Below are 20,214 nucleotides of genomic sequence, written 5' to 3'. Positions count from 1 at the left end.
TGATACTTGCTGATTACAAGTACAGGCTATTAACCCGTAAGGAGCAGCTATGCGTCATTACGAAATCGTATTTTTAGTGCATCCAGACCAAAGTGAACAAGTACCTGGTATGGTTGATCGCTATAAAAAAATTATTGAAGAAGATGGTGGTAAAGTTCATCGCCATGAAGACTGGGGCCGTCGCCAATTAGCTTACTCTATCAACAATGTTCATAAAGCACACTACGTGTTATTAAATGTTGAATGTGGTGCTAAAGCATTAGCAGAAATTGAAGACAATTTCCGTTATAACGATGCGGTTATTCGTAATTTAATCATCCGTCGCGATGAAGCAATTACTGAACAATCTGATATTGTTAAAGCTGAAGAAAACCGCAACTCTCGTGGCGATCGTCGTCGTGATGATGTGATTCTTGAAGATCAAGATGACATTGAAGAAGATGATGATATGTTAGAAGAAGTTGACGCTTCTGACGAAGAGTAATTCCCAGATTAAATGAGGAGCCACTATTATGGCACGTTTTTTCCGTCGTCGTAAGTTCTGCCGCTTCACTGCTGAAGGTGTGCAAGAGATCGATTACAAAGATTTAAATACATTAAAAGCATACATTACTGAAACAGGTAAAATTGTTCCTAGTCGTATTACAGGAACTAAAGCTAAATACCAACGTCAATTAGCAACAGCAATTAAGCGTGCTCGTTACTTAGCTTTATTACCTTATACTGATGGCCACGATCGTTAATATTTAACCCTATAAGTTTATATTAGCTATTAATGATAGTTTTTGATTAAAGTTGATTTTACTTTAACTAAAGACTAGAAAAGATTGAAATGACGAGGTAAGACTTAAATGGAAGTCATCCTATTAGATAAAGTTGAAAATCTTGGTAACTTAGGTGACAAGGTTAATGTAAAATCTGGTTATGGCCGTAACTACTTACTTCCACAAGGTAAGGCAACAATGGCTACGCCAGAGAATATTAAAGTATTCGAAGAGCGTCGTGCTGAGCTTGAAAAACAAGCTGCTGATAAATTAGCTGCTGCACAAGCGCGTGCTGCTAAGTTAAATGAGCTTGAAATTTCTATCACAGCAAATGCAGGTGATGAAGGTAAGTTATTTGGTTCTATTGGTACTCATGATATTGCTGAAGTTTTAACTAATAATGCAGGTATCGAAGTTCATAAGAGCGAAGTACGTTTACCTAACGGTACTATCCGTAATGTTGGTGAATACAGCATTGATTTACACCTACACTCTGATGTAGATGCTACTATCAAATTAATTGTTGTAGCTGGCTAATTTATACTACTTATTTATAGTCAGTATAAAATATAATAGGCACGTTAACGTTTTTACGTTAACGTGCTTTTTATTTTTTGATGGTTTAAAAGTAGGCGCAGATGGCAAATATAACACCTGAACAACATGATCTAGAAATAGCAGCTTTAAAAGTACCTCCTCATTCTATTGAGGCTGAACAAGCTGTGTTAGGTGGAATAATGTTAGAAAACAACACATGGGATCGTGTTGAAGATGTTGTTTCAGATAATGACTTTTACCGTCATGATCATCGCTTAATTTTTAGAGCAATTGCTAAACTAGCCGAACGCAATCAACCCTTTGACGTAGTTACTTTATCTGAACAGCTGGATAAAGAAGGCGTGTTAGAACAAGTAGGTGGTTTAACCTATTTAGCAGAGCTAGCTCGTAATATTCCATCAGTAGCTAACATTAGAGCTTATGCACAAATTGTTAGGGAGAGAGCTACTTTAAGACAGCTTATTAGTGTAAGTAATGATATTGCGGATAGTGCCTATGTTCCTAAAGGCCGTACAGGTGATGAAATACTTGACGATGCTGAACGAATGATCTTCCAAATTGCCGAAGGTCGACCTAAAACAGGTGGCCCTGAAGTTATTAACAATATTCTTGCTAAGACCATTGATCGTATAGATGAATTATTTAACTCCAATAATGCGTTAACAGGTATCTCAACAGGCTTTGCTGATCTAGACAAAAAAACCAATGGTCTACAAGCAGCAGATCTTATTATTGTGGCAGGTCGTCCCTCAATGGGTAAAACCTCCTTCGCCATGAACCTTATAGAAAATGCTGCTTTAAGAACAGATAAAGCTGTTCTAGTTTACTCTTTAGAAATGCCTGCTGAATCATTAGCCATGAGAATGCTTTCCTCATTAGGCCATATTGAACAAGGTAAAATTAGAACGGGTCGTTTAGATGAAGATGATTGGCCTCGTTTAACATCAGCAATAAATCTACTTAATGAATGTAAATTATTTATTGATGATACGGCGGGTATTAGTCCTTCAGAAATGCGTTCAAGAACCCGTCGCTTAGCACGTGAGCATGGTGAAATAGGCTTGATTATGGTTGACTACCTGCAATTAATGCAGCTAGGTAATGGTGGTAGCGAGAATAGAACCAATGAAATTTCTGAAATTTCACGTTCTTTAAAAGCCTTAGCAAAAGAATTTAACTGTCCAGTTATTGCTTTATCCCAGTTAAACCGTTCACTTGAAAGTCGACCTAATAAACGACCTGTAAATGCCGACTTACGTGAATCTGGAGCAATCGAACAGGATGCTGACGTTATTATGTTTATCTATCGTGATGAAGTCTATCATCCAGAAACAGAATATAAGGGCGTGGCTGAAATTATTATTGGTAAACAACGTAATGGCCCTATTGGTACAGTAAGACTTGCGTTTTTAGGTAAATATACCCGCTTTGAAAATTTAGCAGCTGGTATGTACGATTTTGATGATGAATAAAATATAGGCAGTATGTATTATGCAAATCAAATTGGCCAATCCCCGTGGTTTTTGTGCTGGTGTAGATAGAGCGATTGAAATTGTTAATCGTGCACTTGATCTTTTTGAACCTCCTATCTATGTCCGTCATGAAGTAGTACATAACAAATTTGTAGTAGAAAACTTAAAGAGTCGTGGTGCAGTATTTGTAGAAGAGCTAGATCAAGTTCCAGACGATAATATTGTTATCTTTAGTGCTCATGGTGTTTCCAAAGCGGTTAGAAAAGAAGCAGAAAATAGAGGGTTAAAAGTTTTTGATGCTACTTGTCCTCTAGTAACAAAAGTACATATGGAAGTGGTACGTTATAGTCAAAAAGGTCAAGAGTGTATTCTTATAGGTCACGCAGGGCATCCAGAGGTAGAGGGTACCATGGGGCAGTATGACTCTAGTCAAGGTGGTTCTATATACCTTGTGGAAAATGAACAAGATGTACAGCAACTACAAGTTCATAATCCTTCTGCTTTGGCCTATGTCACTCAAACGACTTTATCTATGGATGATACAGCTAAAGTCATTGATGCATTACGAGAAAAATTCTCTGAAATTCAAGGGCCTCGTAAAAATGATATATGTTATGCCACCCAAAATCGCCAAGATGCAGTAAAAACATTAGCTGCTGAATGTGACTTAGTGCTCGTAGTAGGAAGTCCAAATAGTTCTAATTCAAACCGTTTACGTGAGTTGGCAGAACGTATGGGAACTAAAGCTTACCTAATAGATGGTGTACAAGATCTAAAGCAACAATGGTTTGATGGTGTCAATAATATTGGTATTACTGCAGGTGCATCGGCTCCAGAAGTACTAGTTCAAGAGGTGATTCAACAGCTACAGAGCTGGGGGGCTACCAATCTAATAGAACTGGATGGACAGTTAGAAAATATTACTTTCTCTATGCCAAAAGAGCTTAGAATAAAAGAACTATAACTATTTATAAAATTACTCTTCTTATATGTCCTGTAAATACAGGGTTTATTAATTTAATTAAAAATAGTTTAAAAAAGTAGTTGACGGGTTTTGTTGATCGCGTATAATGCGCGTCCTCGATAGGCAGTAAGCAAAAAGTTGGTTACCAAACTATCACTGTTCTTTAACAATATAAATCAAGTAAATCGTGTGGGTGTTTGTAGTACTGGTAAGAAATATCAGTAATATAAACAACTCGTCATAGATTGAGTTTTTAGATTACTGAGCCGTTTTAGAACCTTATGGTTCAAAAGATTTTAAACTGAAGAGTTTGATCATGGCTCAGATTGAACGCTGGCGGCAGGCCTAACACATGCAAGTCGGGCGGTAACAGGTCTTTCGGGATGCTGACGAGCGGCGGACGGGTGAGTAAAGTCTAGGAATCTGCCCAGTAGTGGGGGACAACGCGGGGAAACTCGCGCTAATACCGCATACGCCCTACGGGGGAAAGGTGCTTTATTGTACCGCTATTGGATGAGCCTAGATCAGATTAGCTAGTTGGTGGGGTAAAGGCCCACCAAGGCGACGATCTGTAGCTGGTCTGAGAGGATGATCAGCCACACTGGGACTGAGACACGGCCCAGACTCCTACGGGAGGCAGCAGTGGGGAATATTGGACAATGGGGGAAACCCTGATCCAGCCATGCCGCGTGTGTGAAGAAGGTCTTCGGATTGTAAAGCACTTTAAGTTGGGAGGAAGGGGTGAAGTAACGACTCACCTTTGACGTTACCAACAGAATAAGCACCGGCTAACTTCGTGCCAGCAGCCGCGGTAATACGAAGGGTGCAAGCGTTAATCGGAATAACTGGGCGTAAAGCGCGCGTAGGTGGTTTGTCAAGTTGGATGTGAAATCCCCGGGCTCAACCTGGGAACTGCATCCAAAACTGACTGACTAGAGTACAGTAGAGGTTAGTGGAATTTCCTGTGTAGCGGTGAAATGCGTAGATATAGGAAGGAACACCAGTGGCGAAGGCGACTAACTGGACTGATACTGACACTGAGGTGCGAAAGCGTGGGGAGCAAACAGGATTAGATACCCTGGTAGTCCACGCTGTAAACGATGTCAACTAGCCGTTGGGACCCTTGAGGTTTTAGTGGCGCAGCTAACGCAATAAGTTGACCGCCTGGGGAGTACGGTCGCAAGATTAAAACTCAAATGAATTGACGGGGGCCCGCACAAGCGGTGGAGCATGTGGTTTAATTCGACGCAACGCGAAGAACCTTACCTGGCCTTGACATGTCCGGAATCCTACAGAGATGTGGGAGTGCCTTCGGGAATCGGAACACAGGTGCTGCATGGCTGTCGTCAGCTCGTGTCGTGAGATGTTGGGTTAAGTCCCGTAACGAGCGCAACCCTTATCCTTAGTTACCAGCACGTAAAGGTGGGCACTTTAAGGAGACTGCCGGTGACAAACCGGAGGAAGGTGGGGATGACGTCAAGTCATCATGGCCCTTACGGCCAGGGCTACACACGTGCTACAATGGTTGGTACAGAGGGTTGCCAAGCTGTGAAGCGGAGCTAATCTCAGAAAACCAATCGTAGTCCGGATTGAAGTCTGCAACTCGACTTCATGAAGTCGGAATCGCTAGTAATCGCGAATCAGAATGTCGCGGTGAATACGTTCCCGGGCCTTGTACACACCGCCCGTCACACCATGGGAGTGGGTTGCTCCAGAAGTAGCTAGGCTAACCTCGTGAGGCCGGTTACCACGGAGTGATTCATGACTGGGGTGAAGTCGTAACAAGGTAGCCGTAGGGGAACCTGCGGCTGGATCACCTCCTTAAACGAAAGCTGGTACTACAAGTACCCACACGAATTACTTGATTTATAATTGCAAAGAACGAATTGGGCGGATGCCTAAAAAGTTAACAGATTAGGGTCTGTAGCTCAGCTGGTTAGAGCACACGCTTGATAAGCGTGGGGTCGTAGGTTCAAGTCCTACCAGACCCACCAATTAAATGGGGCCATAGCTCAGCTGGGAGAGCGCCTGCCTTGCACGCAGGAGGTCAGGAGTTCGATCCTCCTTGGCTCCACCAGATAATAATCAAAAGAAGCTAGAAGCTAATTCTTTTAAGCAAAGAGAATTACCTTCTAACTTTTAAAGTTAGACTGTTCTTTAACAAATTAGATATGCAAAGAAGTAAAGATTAATTAGTAATTACTGGTCTAATTACTAATGCTGAGGTGAAAATATTGCGAACTCAAGCGCAAATTTTCGGCGAAACAAATGTCGATTCTTTGGTTGTGTAGCTTTAGATTACTAGATAATTTAGGGTTATATAGTCAAGTGAATAAGCGCATACGGTGGATGCCTTGGCAGTCAGAGGCGATGAAAGACGTGATACCTGCGAAAAGTTACGGGGAGCTGGGTACAAAGCATTGATCCGTAAATGTCTGAATGGGGAAACCCAACTGAGAGAACCTCAGTTATCCAGTACTGAATACATAGGTACTGAGAAGCGAACCAGGGGAACTGAAACATCTAAGTACCCTGAGGAAAAGAAATCAACCGAGATACCCCAAGTAGTGGCGAGCGAACGGGGTGCAGCCAGTGTTCAGAAGCATATGTATTAGTGGAATGGTCATGGGAAAGCCAATCATAGAGGGTGATAATCCCGTACACGAAAATACGCATGTGGATCTAAGTACACAAAAAGTAGGTCGGGGCACGAGAAACCTTGACTGAAGACGGGGGGACCATCCTCCAAGGCTAAATACTACTGACTGACCGATAGTGAACCAGTACCGTGAGGGAAAGGCGAAAAGAACCCCGAGTAGGGGAGTGAAATAGAACCTGAAACCGTATGCGTACAAGCAGTGGGAGCGGACTTGTTCCGTGACTGCGTACCTTTTGTATAATGGGTCAGCGACTTATATACAGTAGCAAGCTTAACCGAATAGGGGAGGCGTAGCGAAAGCGAGTCTTAATAGGGCGCCTAGTTGCTGTGTATAGACCCGAAACCAAGCGATCTATCCATGGGCAGGTTGAAGGTTAGGTAACACTGACTGGAGGACCGAACCGACTACCGTTGAAAAGTTAGCGGATGACCTGTGGATCGGAGTGAAAGGCTAATCAAGCTTGGAGATAGCTGGTTCTCCTCGAAAGCTATTTAGGTAGCGCCTCATGTATAACTTCTGGGGGTAGAGCACTGTTTCGGCTAGGGGGTCATCCCGACTTACCAACCCGATGCAAACTCCGAATACCAGAAAGTTCTAGCATGGGAGACACACGGCGGGTGCTAACGTCCGTCGTGAAAAGGGAAACAACCCAGACCGTCAGCTAAGGTCCCAAAATTTTGGTTAAGTGGGAAACGATGTGGGAAGGCATAGACAGCTAGGAGGTTGGCTTAGAAGCAGCCATCCTTTAAAGAAAGCGTAATAGCTCACTAGTCGAGTCGGCCTGCGCGGAAGATGTAACGGGGCTCAAACCAAATACCGAAGCTACGGGTTCACGTTTTACGTGAGCGGTAGAGGAGCGTTGTGTACGCCTGTGAAGGTCAATTGAGAAGTTGGCTGGAGGTATCACAAGTGCGAATGCTGACATGAGTAACGACAATGGGTGTGAAAAACATCCACGCCGAAAGACCAAGGTTTCCTGCGATACGTTAATCGAAGCAGGGTTAGTCGGCCCCTAAGGCGAGGCTGAAAAGCGTAGTCGATGGGAAATAGGTTAATATTCCTATACTTCTAATAACAGTGATGGAGGGACGGAGTAGGCTAAATCAGAGTGGCGTTGGTTGTCCACTTGAAAGGCTGTAGGTAGATCTCTTAGGCAAATCCGGGAGATTATTACTGAGAACTGATGACGATTCATTTATCTTAAATGGAAAGTGATTGATGCCATGCTTCCAAGAAAAGCTTCTAAACTTATGTTATTAGGAACCGTACCCCAAACCGACACAGGTGGTCAGGTAGAGAATACCAAGGCGCTTGAGAGAACTCGGGTGAAGGAACTAGGCAAAATGGCACCGTAACTTCGGGAGAAGGTGCGCTGGTGGTAAGTGAAGTTCCTCGCGAATGGAGCTGAAGCCAGTCGAAGATACCAGGCCGCTGCAACTGTTTATTAAAAACACAGCACTCTGCAAACACGAAAGTGGACGTATAGGGTGTGACGCCTGCCCGGTGCCGGAAGGTTAATTGATGGGGTTAGCTTAGGCGAAGCTCTTGATCGAAGCCCCGGTAAACGGCGGCCGTAACTATAACGGTCCTAAGGTAGCGAAATTCCTTGTCGGGTAAGTTCCGACCTGCACGAATGGCGTAATGATGGCGGCGCTGTCTCCACCCGAGACTCAGTGAAATTGAAATCGCTGTGAAGATGCAGTGTATCCGCGGCTAGACGGAAAGACCCCGTGAACCTTTACTGTAGCTTTGCACTGGACTTTGAACCTGTTTGTGTAGGATAGGTGGGAGGCTTTGAAGTTAGGACGCTAGTTCTAATGGAGCCAACCTTGAAATACCACCCTGACATGTTTGAGGTTCTAACTCTGACCCGTTATCCGGGTTGAGGACAGTGTATGGTGGGCAGTTTGACTGGGGCGGTCTCCTCCTAAAGAGTAACGGAGGAGTACGAAGGTGCGCTCGGCGTGGTCGGAAATCACGCTAAGAGTATAAAGGCAAAAGCGCGCTTGACTGCGAGACAGACAAGTCGAGCAGGTACGAAAGTAGGTCTTAGTGATCCGGTGGTTCTGTATGGAAGGGCCATCGCTCAACGGATAAAAGGTACTCCGGGGATAACAGGCTGATACCGCCCAAGAGTTCATATCGACGGCGGTGTTTGGCACCTCGATGTCGGCTCATCACATCCTGGGGCTGAAGCCGGTCCCAAGGGTATGGCTGTTCGCCATTTAAAGTGGTACGCGAGCTGGGTTTAGAACGTCGTGAGACAGTTCGGTCCCTATCTGCCGTGGACGTTTGAGATTTGAGAGGGGCTGCTCCTAGTACGAGAGGACCGGAGTGGACGAACCTCTGGTGTTCCGGTTGTCACGCCAGTGGCATTGCCGGGTAGCTATGTTCGGAAGAGATAACCGCTGAAAGCATCTAAGCGGGAAACTTGCCTCAAGATGAGATCTCACTGGGGATTTAATCCCCCTAAAGGGCCGTTGAAGACTACAACGTTGATAGGTTGGGTGTGTAAGCGTAGTGATACGTTGAGCTAACCAATACTAATTGCCCGAGAGGCTTGACTATATAACCCCAAGTTATTTAGTTAACCAAAGAAAGACAAGCAAAAGTCGAAAGTGAGCAAATGAGTTCGTTTGCCAAAGCGTAGACTAGACTGAAATAATGATTAATCTTTACAGCATACAAAAGCATATCTGATTTGGGTGATGGGGTAAGATAACCAAGAACCTTCTCACCATAAAGAATTGCTTGAGGAAAATAGAGCGTTGGAACCACCTGAATCCTTCTCGAACTCAGTAGTGAAACGACGTATCGCCAATGGTAGTGTGGGGTCTCCCCATGTGAGAGTAGGTCATCCTCAAGCTCCTAAACAAAAGCCCCATCATAAACTTATATGATGGGGCTTTTTTATTTACAGATAAATTTAATAATAAATAGAAAATATTAGATGGCTGGTTAAAGTCATTAAAAATACTATATTAGATTACAGTAACTTCTTACCTTAGCGGCTGGGATTCAACCATAATGTTGGTTCTTGATATCTTTAGCATATAGCCAAGCACCATAGATTGAGATTACCTCTAAGTTTTCATTTTTGTTAATATCTAATTCTGTTGGATTGTAATCTATTACTAATTCATTATCCTCAAGGAGGTATTTAGATATGTAGGTAGTATATCCATCTATTTCACACAGATACCAGTCAACAAACTCTTCGCAGGACTCTTTAATGGTAACTCTTGTTCCTTTTGGGAAAGTTGGAAAAATTCCTTCATTTTGGTGGGAGCTAGTAGTTGTTACTTGTAGCATAATCTCTCTCTATTAGATCCTAAACAAATATTAATGTGTATGATTACTCCATAATAACTCTTAATAATAAGTAATCCAAATTAGTATTTTTAATTTTATTAAAGGGTATTTTGTGAAGTTTTAGATATCCAATGAGTAATTGAAATACTTCATTATTTTTAGAAAGGTTATTGGGGATGGATTCTATTTTTATTAGAGCATTGCTAGAAGATTTGTGATCTGTTTTTGAGTATAAGTTGATTTCGAGTGGATAACTTTTCCTATCATACACTTTATATTCACTGTTAAGAATATCTATTACTTCCATTTGGCATAGAGTTGTACTTGAAAGAATAGTTCATTGATAATTCCTGTAGGCCAAGTCCAGATATTAGCCCGAGCAACAAGGATAACAGTAAGTAAACCAAATAATGTACCTAAAAATTTAGCGTAACTTAAATGATAATTAAGCACTGTTAACATCACTGCGTTGATATCAAAGAGAAAGTTTATCGTTTTTATATAAAGGGAAAGATTTTTCTCAATTTATCTATTCTAAATTAGTTGTTAAGTCAAAAGCTATAATTGTTTGATTTAGTTTAAGGTAAATATTAATTAAGATAAGTGTTAGTTTTGTTTTATTGTTTTTTATCAGTTTTATTATTTTTGAAAGTATTATGCTAATAAACGGATATTTACTAATTAGGGGATAGTAAAATGAGGAAAAAATTAATATCAGTTTTGCAGTCTATTTTGTTATGCATATTATATTCATGGGGAGGCTATGTCTGCGCTGAACAGGATGCTTCTAAGTTTTATTTACCTAATGATATTACTCAGGCACAAGCTGAGCAGGTAATGGCGGCAGCGGTAAAAAAGGCAGTTGATAATAAGCTTTTAATGAATATTGCTATTGTGGATGCAGGTGGAAATTTAAAGGCTTTTGTACGTATGGATGGGGCATTCCTAGCTAGTATTGATATTGCCATTAAAAAGGCTAAAACAGCACGTTCTCTTAATATGTCGACTTATGAGTTAAGTAAATTAGCACAACCTGGCAATGAGCTTTATGGAATAGAAGCTACCAATGGTGGTATGGCTATTTTTGGTGGTGGTGAGTTAATAAAGAATAAGGATGGTTTAATTGTTGGTGCTATTGGCGTTAGTGGTGGCAGTGTGGCTGAAGATATGACTGTGGCGCAAGCAGGTGCTGCTGTGATGGTTAAGTAAAATTAGGTATCTATTTTTTTATCAATTTAATCATGAAGTATTTTGGGTAAATGATTATAAAGTACTATTTTATATTGGGAGTTTAATTATGTTAATTAAAAGATTGGTATTAGGGTTAGTTGTGGGATTGTTATCAACAATGGTTTTAGCTGAATATTATCCAAAAGAAGAATTAATTACTTTTGATAGAGATTCAGTAGCAGGTGGTAAAGGCAAATTATATGGTAATTTTGCATTTAAACGTGATGCTGCGTTGAAAGATCATGCCATTAAAGAAATTGGTTGGATGACATTACAACCTGGGGATTCTATAGGATTACATAAACATGAATTAAATGAGGATGCGTATATTATTATATCTGGTGAGGGTACTTTTAAAGATACAGATGGTAAACAATATGCTGTTAAAGCTGGTGATATAACCATTGTACGCAAAGGGGAATCACATGAGTTAGTCAATACAGGTAAAGAGCCGCTGATATTTTTAGATGTTATTGCTGAACAGTGATATTTTCTTACTAAGGGTTGGTAAAAAGTTTTACTAATCCTTAGTACAAGAAAGCTAAAATTTATAAGAAAAATAACAAAAAGAATGCAGAATATCGGCTTATTTATTCAAAAAATTTATTTTATTATACTTAAGAATTATTCTCATTAATATTGTTTGTGATGTACATCAAGTTTTATTAGAACGTTCTGTATTACTATATGTTGTGTTTGTTATATTAAATGTCACTATATGTAGAGTTTTCCCATGAATGATCAGCAGCTCAGACTTCCTAGTAATATCCGTAAACGTGATGGTCATATTGCCATTTTTGATGCTAAGAAAATAGAAAATGCTATAGCAAAAGCAGGTAAGGTAACAGGTGACTTTGATGAGTCAAAAGCTAATCAGTTAACTGTAAAAGTATTAGGAAATATTGCAGGGAATGATTTATTAAATATTGAATCTGTACAAGATTATGTAGAGCGCACATTAATGGAAGAAGGTTATTTCAATACAATGCGTGCTTATATTGTTTATCGTGAGCAACATAATCGTTTAAGACAAGATCATAAAACAGTGATTGATGTGTCCGCTTCAATGAATGAGTACCTTAATCAGGAGGATTGGCGAGTAAGAGCAAATGCTAATCAAGGTTATTCATTAGGTGGATTGATTTTAAATGTGTCTGGGAAGATTACGGCTAATTATTGGTTAGATGAGGTTTATGCCCCAGAAATTGGTGAAGCTCATAGGGTAGGTGATTTACATATTCATGATTTGGATATGTTAGCAGGTTATTGTGCTGGTTGGTCATTACGTACTTTGTTATTTGAAGGTTTTAATGGGGTGCCTGGTCGTGTAGAAGCAGCTCCGCCAAAACATTTATCTAGTGCTTTAGGGCAGATGGTTAATTTTTTGGGAACCTTACAGAATGAATGGGCAGGTGCTCAAGCTTTTAGTTCGTTTGATACTTATTTAGCTGCTTTTATTCGTAAGGATAATTTAAGTTATGATAAGGTTCGTCAATCTATTCAAGAGTTTATTTATAATTTAAATGTACCTTCTCGTTGGGGTACGCAAACCCCTTTTACTAATTTAACGTTTGATTGGGTATGTCCAGAAGATTTACGTGAGCAAGTACCTGTGATTGGCGGTGAAGAAATGCCGTTCACTTATGGTGAATTGCAAGTAGAAATGGATATGATTAACCGCGCTTACATTGAGGTTATGCAAGCAGGTGATGCCTATGGTCGAATCTTTACTTTCCCTATTCCTACTTACAATATTACTCATGATTTTCCTTGGGAAAGTGAAAATGCTACCCGTTTGTTTGAGATGACAGCTCGTTATGGTTTACCTTATTTCCAAAACTTTTTAAATTCTGATTTGGCACCCAACTTGGTACGGTCTATGTGTTGCCGTTTACAATTAGATGTGCGTGAGTTATTAAAGCGTGGTAATGGTTTGTTTGGTTCTGCTGAACAAACAGGATCACTAGGCGTTGTAACTCTAAACTGTGCGCGTTTAGGTCACCTATATAAAGGTAATAAGCAAGCACTTTATCAGCGTTTAGATGAATTATTAGAGTTATCTCGTGATAGTTTAGAAGTAAAACGCAAAGTTATTCAGCGTCATATGGATAATGGTCTGTATCCTTACACTAAACGCTATTTAGGTACTTTACGTAATCATTTCTCAACTATTGGAGTAAATGGTATCCATGAGATGATTCGTAATTTTACAGATGATGCAGAGGGTGTTCATACAGAACAAGGTCATAAGTTTGCTGTTGAGTTTTTAGATCATGTTCGAGCTAAATTAGTGGAGTTTCAAGAGCAAACTACCCATTTATATAATCTTGAAGCAACACCTGCTGAAGGAACTACTTATCGCTTTGCTAAAGAGGATAAGAAACGTTTCCCAGATATTTTACAAGCAGGTACAGCAGAAGCACCTTATTATACAAACTCTTCGCAGTTGCCTGTGGGAATTACTGATGATCCTTTCTATGCATTAGAAATGCAAGATGATTTACAGACTAAATATACAGGTGGAACAGTATTGCATTTATATATGGCTGAGCAAGTTTCTTCAGCAGAGGCTTGTAAAAAGTTAGTTCGTAATGCATTAACTAAATTTAGATTACCTTATTTAACAGTTACACCTACTTTCTCCATTTGCCCAGTACATGGATATCTGGCAGGTGAGCATGAATATTGTCCAAAATGTGATGAAGCCTTATTACAGCAACAAAGTGCGCAAGCAGCTAAGACTTGTAGTAGCTGCTAAGCAGTAAACTTAATTTTAGAGAGGTATTATATGACTAAAGAGCAATTACCAGTAGAACAAAGACAACGTTGTGAAGTATGGACTCGAGTGATGGGTTATCATCGTCCTGTGAGCGCGTTTAATCTAGGTAAACAATCTGAACATAGCGAGCGTCAACACTTCACTGAGTGTGCTGCTGGTAAAAGTTGTCATCAATAATTAACAGAATTAACTCGTGGGAGTAATAATGAGCGCTTTAACTCATCCCTCAATAGCCAACTCTACTACTCCCATTGAGTTATATCCTACTCTGCATGTTGGTGGCTTTGTGCCACTGACGACATTAGATTATCCAGATCATTTAGCTTGTGTTGTTTTTTGTCAGGGTTGTGCTTGGCGTTGTCGCTATTGCCATAATGGTGATCTTATACCGCCAAGAACGAATGATGAATTAGCTTGGCAAGAAATTATAAGTTTTTTAGAAAAACGCAAAGGATTATTAGAGGGTGTTGTTTTTAGTGGGGGAGAACCTACATTACAACGAGGTTTGTTACAATGTATTGAACAAGTAAAGGCAATGGGCTATTTAGTAGGACTACATAGTGCAGGGATTAAACCAAAACTGTTTGAGCAGGTGGTAAATAAAGTTGACTGGGTAGGTTTTGATATTAAAGCTTTGCCTGAAGATCATCAGCAAATTACTTGTGTGCAAGGAAGTGGAGAGGCAAACTGGTTAAGTTTAGAGTATTTATTGGAGAGTGGTACTCACTATGAAGTGCGTACCACTGTTCATTGGCATTTATTAACAGTAGAGAAGTTAGAACGCTTAGCTAATAAGTTACGAACAGTAGGTGTTGAGAAATTTGTAGTACAGGTAGCACGACATAAGCAAATGTTAGATGCTGAATTACCTGTAACACCTCCCCCTTTAGAAAAACAACAACTGTGGGATTATTTGGCTAGTTTATTTCCTAGCTTTATATTAAGAGAAGCATAACGTATTAAAATTAATAAGTAATTTTAATGTATAAATAAATATTCTGAATAATTGCTTAACTACACTTAATTGTTATTATTTTTTACCTGAACAAAATAATACCTATTTTTTCTAATATTTCACAAAATATTTTTTACCAAGGAAATAATCATGAAGATAGGTTTGCATTTAATATTGGTTTCTTTACTTGCTACTGGTTCTGTATTAGCTAATGAACAATGGGGATATGAAGGAAAAGTTTCTCCAGAGCATTGGGGGGATTTATCTGTTGATTTTACAACTTGTAAGATAGGAAAACATCAGTCTCCCATCAATATTACCCAATCAAAAAAAGTACATCACCATGACCTTAGTTTCCATTATGCGTTGACTTCAGAAGAAGTAGTGAATAATGGTCATACGGTGCAGGTAATAATTAAGAGTGATGATGACTATTTAATTTATAAAGATAATAAATACTACTTAAAACAGTTTCACTTTCATACACCCAGCGAAAATTTAATACAGGGTAAGTCCTTTCCTTTAGAAGTTCACTTTGTACATGCAGATAAAGAGGGTAATTTATTAGTGTTAGCTGTTATGGCTGAAGAAGGTAAAAATAATCTAGAGTTAGCAAAAGCATGGCAAGTAGTTTCACAACAACAGAATCACGTAGTGGCTATTAAAGATCCTTTTGATATTAATAACTTTTTACCTGAAGAAAAAAGCTATTATCATTTTGAAGGTTCTTTAACTACGCCACCTTGTACTGAAGGGGTGAATTGGGTAGTGTTGAAACATTCTGTAGAAGTGTCTAAGGAACAAGTTCAGCAGTTTGAAAAATTAATGGGACACCATAATAATAGACCTGTTCAACTCATTAATGATCGTGAGGTAGATGAGGATTAGTTGTACTTCTTAGAGGTGTTTCTAAAAAGGAACACCTCTTCTTGCCAGTTAAGATAAGTTAGTGATAGTCTTACCATAAATAACAAAAAATTAAGGATATAGAATGCTAATTGAGCTTACTTCCAAACGGTTAAAATTACGCCAATGGCAAGATAAAGATTATGAGCCATTTTTTAGCCAGTTAAGTGCAGACCCAAAAGTAATGGAATATTTCCCAAGTACATTAGATAAAGTAGCAAGTGATGCTATGGCTAATAAATGTCGTAGCCTTATTGAAGAACAAGGCTGGGGAATTTGGGCTGTTGAATTGAAAGCTACTGGTGAGTTTATAGGTTTTGTTGGGCTACATAAACCTAGCGCAAAATTACCTTTTTCACCTTGTGTAGAAGTGGCTTGGCGACTAGCTTCTAAATATTGGGGGAATGGTTATGCACCAGAAGCAGCACAAGCTGCATTGAAATTTGGTTTTGAAGAGTTAGCTCTAGATGAGATAGTGTCTTTTACTACCTTACAAAATCAACGCTCTCAAACTGTAATGAAAAAATTAGGGTTTGAGTTTTCGGAGGAATTTGATCATCCTGCTTTACCAGCAGATTCGCCATTACTCAGACATTGCTTATATCGTTTATCAAAAGCTAAATGGCAAAGTTTAGTTTAGGATTACTTTTCTAGAACCACGTACACTGTTAATAAAGAGTATTTGTTCTGCTTGTTGAATATCTTTTTTATAGAGTATTTGTTCAGATATATATTTTTTATTAAGTAACCATTGTCTGAGAGTGCCAGCTAATAAACCACTACTAACAGGTGGAGTTAGCCATTTTCCGTTACTTAGAATAACCAGATTACCATTAACAAACTCTGTTACTTCGTCTTTTTCATTGGTCATTAAAAATTCATATTCTGGTTTCACTTTTGGGAAAAAATCTCTACTGGTGGTTTTATGATAAAGCAAAATATTTTGACTATTCATAATAGTATCTGACCAACTTGCTTGTAGAGGAGTAGGGTCTAAGTGGATAGTGGCTGCTTCACAATCAATTTGACCGTTATTATTTAATAATAGTCGTACTTTATATTGTCCATCAGCGTATTGTGTGGCTAGTTGTTGTAAACGATGCTTTATCTGTTGATAGCTAAAAGAAAAATTAAAGTAACTAGCTGAATCTTTTAAACGCTTTAAATGCAGTGAAAGTAAGAGGTATTTACCATCTACTAATAATAAACTTTCTAATAATTGTTTAGGAATATGTTGAGTGGTTAATACTTTTGCTTTAGTGAGCACTTCTTGGTATTCATTTCCTTCAGTGGAGTCCCAAGTAATTCCTCCACCCACACCATAACTAGCAATTTTTTTGTTGGTATCTACTTTTATAGTACGGATAGCTACATTAAAAGTGGCCTCATTGTCTGGTGTTACAAAACCTATTGCCCCACAATAAGCTTCTCTAGCAGTAGTTTCTAATTGTTTGATAACATCCATTGCACTGGTTTTAGGCGCCCCTGTGATTGAACCACAAGGAAATAGTGCTTTAAATATATCAAGTAACGTAGTATTAGGTTTTGTTTGTGCTGTAATGGTGGAAGTCATTTGTAGCACAGTAGGGTATTTCTCAATAGTAAATAATTGTGGTACGGCTATAGAGTTTAAATGGGCTATTTTACTTAGATCATTACGTAGTAAATCTACAATCATTAAATTTTCAGCTTGATCTTTAGCAGAATTAGCTAAGGTTTCTGTTTGTAATTTATCTTCTGTTACTGTTTTTCCTCTAGCAATCGTTCCTTTCATAGGCTTGGTGGTAATAATACCTTGATGCCAATGAAAGAAAAGTTCTGGAGAGGCTGATAACAGCTGAAATTCTCCCATATCTAAATAAGCGCTATAGTTAGCTTGTTGAGCATGGTGAATTCTTTGATAGTAAGCATAACTTTCAGTAGGGCTAAAAGTTGTGTTTAAACGAACTGTATAGTTAACTTGATAAACATTGCCATTACCAATTTCATTATGGATAGTTTGAATAGCTTGTTGATAATGGCTACGAGAGGTATCTATGCGCCAATTAGGTGTTGTTAGTGCACATTGAGTAAAGAGTTGAGCTTTTTCAATAGGTTTCTCGAACACTCCAAACCACAATAAAGGCATATCACCTTTAGGATGAGTCATTAAATAAGGAGTAAATGCAGAGGCAGCCTCATAAGAGACATAACCCGCTATATAGTAACCTTGCTTAATAGCTGTTTGTAGCTGATGAAAACAGCTAATAACTTGATCAAGTTGATGAGTTTGAATAATTTGTAGAGGATGGCAAAAGTTTAAGCTTTTGCCATTAAAATCGAACTGCAAATGAATCAACAGTAAAACCTATATTTCAAGCGTCCAGTTATAATCTATTGTTAAAGGCGCATGTTGTGAAAAACGAGGTTGACGAGATAAGTTAAAGTTTCTAACAATACGACGTAAGCCAGGCGTTAGTAGTTGGTAGTCGAAACGCCAGCCAAAGTTGAGGGCTTCAGCTTGTTCACTATCTGGCCACCAACTAAATAAATCTGTTTCGCGAGTAAGTTCTCTCATTGCGTCAACATAGCCTAGGTCTGCAAAGATATCATCTAACCAAATGCGTTCATCAGTTAAGAAACCTGGTAGTGATTGGCAATCACGCCAGTTTTTAACATCCAATTTTTGATAAGCAATATAAAGAGAAGCACAATAAATGTATTCGCGACGTTTACGTCTTTGTTTAATAAGGTGTTCTGTAAAGTTCTCCATAAAAGAGAATTTTTCGTCAAGTTGTTCTTCACTTTCACGTCCAAAAGGAAGTAGTAAAGAAGAAATACTCACTTTATCAAAATCTAATTGTAAGTAACGACCGAAATGATCGGCTTCTGGAAAACCTAAACCAAAAATCACGGCTTTGGGTTGCAAGCGAGAGTAGATAGCAACACCACCTTTTTCTGGTTCAAAAGAATCACAACTGAATAGGTTAAAACCTTCTAATTGAAACTCAGGCGCTTCCATCTCTCTGTTAGTTATACGAGTGTCTTGCAAACAAATAACATCTGCAGCTTGCTCTCTGAGCCAGTCAAATAAGCCTAGTTCGGTAGCAGCTCTAATACCGTTAACATTAACACTAACAACTCGCATAATATAAAATAACCTCTTCAAAAACTAATGCGTATAATACTCTAGTTAGGTATATTTTTTTAGGTAAATTCATCAAAATAAACCTAATTTATGCTCTAGGGCAAATTAGGTTGTACAATCGTTATATGAAATAAAGAAAAGATATCTAAAAAAATAAACCAATTGCTTAAATCTTACAGCAAAAGATGTTTCTCGATAGCTGGGGGGTATCAATGAGTATCCATCTAGGGCGCGTATTTTATGCTTTATATGAGTAAATTGCAAAGAAAACAAAAGATTAACAGGGTTTTTATTTGATTGTTGGCAAGTTTTGTGAATTAACGAAGACGATCACTGTAATTATCGTTAAAATAGCACAAATTTTTTGTCATTATTGGTTTTATTATCGGGTGAAGCATGCAAGATTATCAGCGGGATTTTATTCAATTTGCTATAGAACAAGGAGTATTAAAGTTTGGCGAGTTTACTTTAAAATCAGGTCGAGTTAGTCCTTATTTTTTTAATGCAGGATTGTTTAATAGTGGTTTAGCTATTTCTCGTTTGGGGCAGTTCTATGCAGCGGCTATTGTAGAAAGTGGTTTAGAGTTTGATGTGTTATTTGGCCCAGCCTATAAAGGCGTACCATTAGCAATAGCTACAGCTATTTCGTTAGCTGAAGATTATGAGCAAGATTATCCTTGGTGTTTTAATCGTAAAGAAGCAAAAGATCATGGTGAGGGTGGTGTATTAGTTGGCGCTCCTCTAAAGGGTGATGTATTAATCATCGATGATGTAATGACAGCAGGCACAGCCATTCGTGAAGTAATGCAGATTGTTAAAGCTGAAAAAGCGATTACAGCAGGTGTTATTATTGCTTTAGACCGCCAAGAGCGCGGTAAAGGTGAGTTATCAGCTATTCAAGAAATTGAAAATGATTTTAGAATGCCTGTTTTAAGTATTGTTACTTTAGATATGATTTTAGAATATTTAAGTGAAGATAAGACACTTAAAGAGTATTTGCCATCAGTTAAAAAATACCGTGAAGAATATGGTGTATGATTTATAATAATTAACTATTGATAATATTAGAAATTATTATAAAACTAAAAATATACAGCCTTATAAAAGTAATTTTATAGGGCTTTTTTATTATTAGTTATTTATTAAAATAATTAATTACGATTTATGGCTCGGTGTAGGGTGTTGCCTAAAGAGCCAATAAAATCCAGTGATTTTGCTGAGTTGCTTGGGAAAGTAGTAGATTAACATAATCACTAATAAATGGGTCAATGTTATTAAGCCTAGGTAATAGACAATACCAATGCCAGCACCTAATTGTTTAATGGCAACGAAAAAAGCGATAACTAATAGCAAAGAGCCAAAGATAATAGCGATGATATTATTGTGGTACAAAGTAATAGCTAGGGCTTGTGCATAATGCTTTTTAATTCCCATACAGAGATAGCTAAGCCCAAAAAAAATAATTAAAAATAACATAATAATCATTT

At 38.6% G+C, this 20,214-nt stretch carries 16 protein-coding genes, 2 tRNA genes, 3 rRNA genes and 1 pseudogene; 17 read left to right on the top strand and 5 right to left on the bottom strand.

Annotation, left to right across the window (positions count from 1 at the left end; genetic code table 11):
• The first annotated feature begins 49 nt into the window (after positions 1-49).
• The 10 genes from rpsF to rrf all read left to right on the top strand — a co-directional run bounded on the left by rpsF (position 50) and on the right by rrf (position 9,284).
• The gene (rpsF, locus tag ACQVD9_RS14190) at positions 50-484 is read left to right on the top strand and encodes a 30S ribosomal protein S6 (RefSeq protein WP_264746579.1); all 435 of its coding nucleotides are present in this window, start codon (positions 50-52) and stop codon (positions 482-484) included.
• 28 nt (positions 485-512) lie between these two features.
• Positions 513-743: a 30S ribosomal protein S18 gene (rpsR, locus tag ACQVD9_RS14185; RefSeq protein WP_201093780.1), complete on the top strand. Its 231-nt coding sequence runs from the start codon at positions 513-515 to the stop codon at positions 741-743.
• A 108-nt stretch (positions 744-851) separates the two neighbouring features.
• Positions 852-1,301 (top strand): 50S ribosomal protein L9, encoded by a 450-nt coding sequence (gene rplI, locus ACQVD9_RS14180; protein WP_201093781.1) that lies wholly within the window; start codon positions 852-854, stop codon positions 1,299-1,301.
• Between the two features lie 101 nt (positions 1,302-1,402).
• On the top strand, positions 1,403-2,794 hold the full coding sequence (gene dnaB / locus ACQVD9_RS14175) for a replicative DNA helicase (protein WP_264746578.1): 1,392 nt from the start codon (positions 1,403-1,405) through the stop codon (positions 2,792-2,794).
• A gap of 19 nt (positions 2,795-2,813) precedes the next feature.
• Positions 2,814-3,758 (top strand): 4-hydroxy-3-methylbut-2-enyl diphosphate reductase, encoded by a 945-nt coding sequence (ispH, locus tag ACQVD9_RS14170; protein WP_264746577.1) that lies wholly within the window; start codon positions 2,814-2,816, stop codon positions 3,756-3,758.
• A 298-nt stretch (positions 3,759-4,056) separates the two neighbouring features.
• Positions 4,057-5,582, top strand: a 16S ribosomal RNA gene (locus ACQVD9_RS14165).
• A gap of 93 nt (positions 5,583-5,675) precedes the next feature.
• Positions 5,676-5,752 (top strand) — tRNA-Ile (locus ACQVD9_RS14160).
• A 7-nt stretch (positions 5,753-5,759) separates the two neighbouring features.
• Positions 5,760-5,835 (top strand) — tRNA-Ala (locus ACQVD9_RS14155).
• Positions 5,836-6,080: 245 nt separating this feature from the next.
• Positions 6,081-8,986: ribosomal RNA gene (locus ACQVD9_RS14150) — 23S ribosomal RNA — on the top strand.
• A 182-nt stretch (positions 8,987-9,168) separates the two neighbouring features.
• Positions 9,169-9,284 (top strand): 5S ribosomal RNA (rrf, locus tag ACQVD9_RS14145).
• The 16S, 23S and 5S rRNA genes sit together here with 2 tRNA genes alongside, the layout of an rRNA operon.
• A 152-nt stretch (positions 9,285-9,436) precedes the next feature.
• Here rrf and ACQVD9_RS14140 read toward each other — a convergent pair.
• Entirely contained in the window at positions 9,437-9,730 is a 294-nt protein-coding gene (locus tag ACQVD9_RS14140) for a hypothetical protein (protein ID WP_264746576.1), read from the bottom strand.
• 297 nt (positions 9,731-10,027) lie between these two features.
• Complete coding sequence (locus ACQVD9_RS14135) at positions 10,028-10,192, bottom strand: nicotinamide mononucleotide transporter (RefSeq protein WP_264747802.1); 165 nt, start codon at positions 10,190-10,192, stop codon at positions 10,028-10,030.
• A 234-nt stretch (positions 10,193-10,426) separates the two neighbouring features.
• On the opposite strand from ACQVD9_RS14135, the gene ACQVD9_RS14130 reads away from it, so the two are divergent.
• The 6 genes and pseudogenes from ACQVD9_RS14130 (at position 10,427) to ACQVD9_RS14105 (ending at position 16,240) form a co-directional block, all read left to right on the top strand.
• Positions 10,427-10,939, top strand: coding sequence for a GlcG/HbpS family heme-binding protein (locus tag ACQVD9_RS14130; RefSeq protein ID WP_264746575.1), 513 nt, complete (start codon positions 10,427-10,429; stop codon positions 10,937-10,939).
• Between the two features lie 88 nt (positions 10,940-11,027).
• Positions 11,028-11,447: a cupin domain-containing protein gene (locus ACQVD9_RS14125; RefSeq protein WP_264746574.1), complete on the top strand. Its 420-nt coding sequence runs from the start codon at positions 11,028-11,030 to the stop codon at positions 11,445-11,447.
• Between the two features lie 246 nt (positions 11,448-11,693).
• A pseudogene (locus tag ACQVD9_RS14120) lies at positions 11,694-13,916 on the top strand (ribonucleoside triphosphate reductase).
• Between the two features lie 28 nt (positions 13,917-13,944).
• On the top strand, positions 13,945-14,694 hold the full coding sequence (locus ACQVD9_RS14115; RefSeq protein WP_264746573.1) for an anaerobic ribonucleoside-triphosphate reductase activating protein: 750 nt from the start codon (positions 13,945-13,947) through the stop codon (positions 14,692-14,694).
• 150 nt (positions 14,695-14,844) lie between these two features.
• On the top strand, positions 14,845-15,582 hold the full coding sequence (locus ACQVD9_RS14110; RefSeq protein WP_264746572.1) for a carbonic anhydrase: 738 nt from the start codon (positions 14,845-14,847) through the stop codon (positions 15,580-15,582).
• Positions 15,583-15,685: 103 nt separating this feature from the next.
• Positions 15,686-16,240, top strand: a complete 555-nt coding sequence (locus tag ACQVD9_RS14105; protein WP_264746571.1) for a GNAT family N-acetyltransferase — start codon at positions 15,686-15,688, stop codon at positions 16,238-16,240.
• Here the strand turns inward: ACQVD9_RS14105 and pabB are convergent.
• Together pabB and ACQVD9_RS14095 are read right to left on the bottom strand one after the other, a co-directional pair.
• Complete coding sequence (pabB, locus tag ACQVD9_RS14100; RefSeq protein ID WP_264746570.1) at positions 16,232-17,938, bottom strand: aminodeoxychorismate synthase component I; 1,707 nt, start codon at positions 17,936-17,938, stop codon at positions 16,232-16,234. The genes ACQVD9_RS14105 and pabB overlap by 9 nt on opposite strands.
• A gap of 9 nt (positions 17,939-17,947) precedes the next feature.
• Positions 17,948-18,727 carry an exodeoxyribonuclease III gene (locus ACQVD9_RS14095; RefSeq protein WP_264746569.1) on the bottom strand — a complete coding sequence of 260 codons (780 nt, stop codon included), beginning with the start codon at positions 18,725-18,727 and terminating at the stop codon, positions 17,948-17,950.
• A gap of 396 nt (positions 18,728-19,123) precedes the next feature.
• Between ACQVD9_RS14095 and pyrE the strand changes: the two genes are divergently transcribed.
• Positions 19,124-19,765 (top strand): orotate phosphoribosyltransferase, encoded by a 642-nt coding sequence (pyrE, locus tag ACQVD9_RS14090; RefSeq protein ID WP_264746568.1) that lies wholly within the window; start codon positions 19,124-19,126, stop codon positions 19,763-19,765.
• Positions 19,766-19,882: 117 nt separating this feature from the next.
• Here pyrE and ACQVD9_RS14085 read toward each other — a convergent pair whose 3' ends face one another.
• Positions 19,883-20,212: a DUF3325 family protein gene (locus ACQVD9_RS14085; protein WP_264746567.1), complete on the bottom strand. Its 330-nt coding sequence runs from the start codon at positions 20,210-20,212 to the stop codon at positions 19,883-19,885.
• Positions 20,213-20,214 lie beyond the last annotated feature (2 nt).

The sequence above is a fragment of the Entomomonas sp. E7T21 genome, assembly GCF_058693955.1.
The sequence above is the reverse complement of the archived record's forward strand: the minus strand, read 5'-3'. Positions and strand labels throughout refer to the sequence as shown.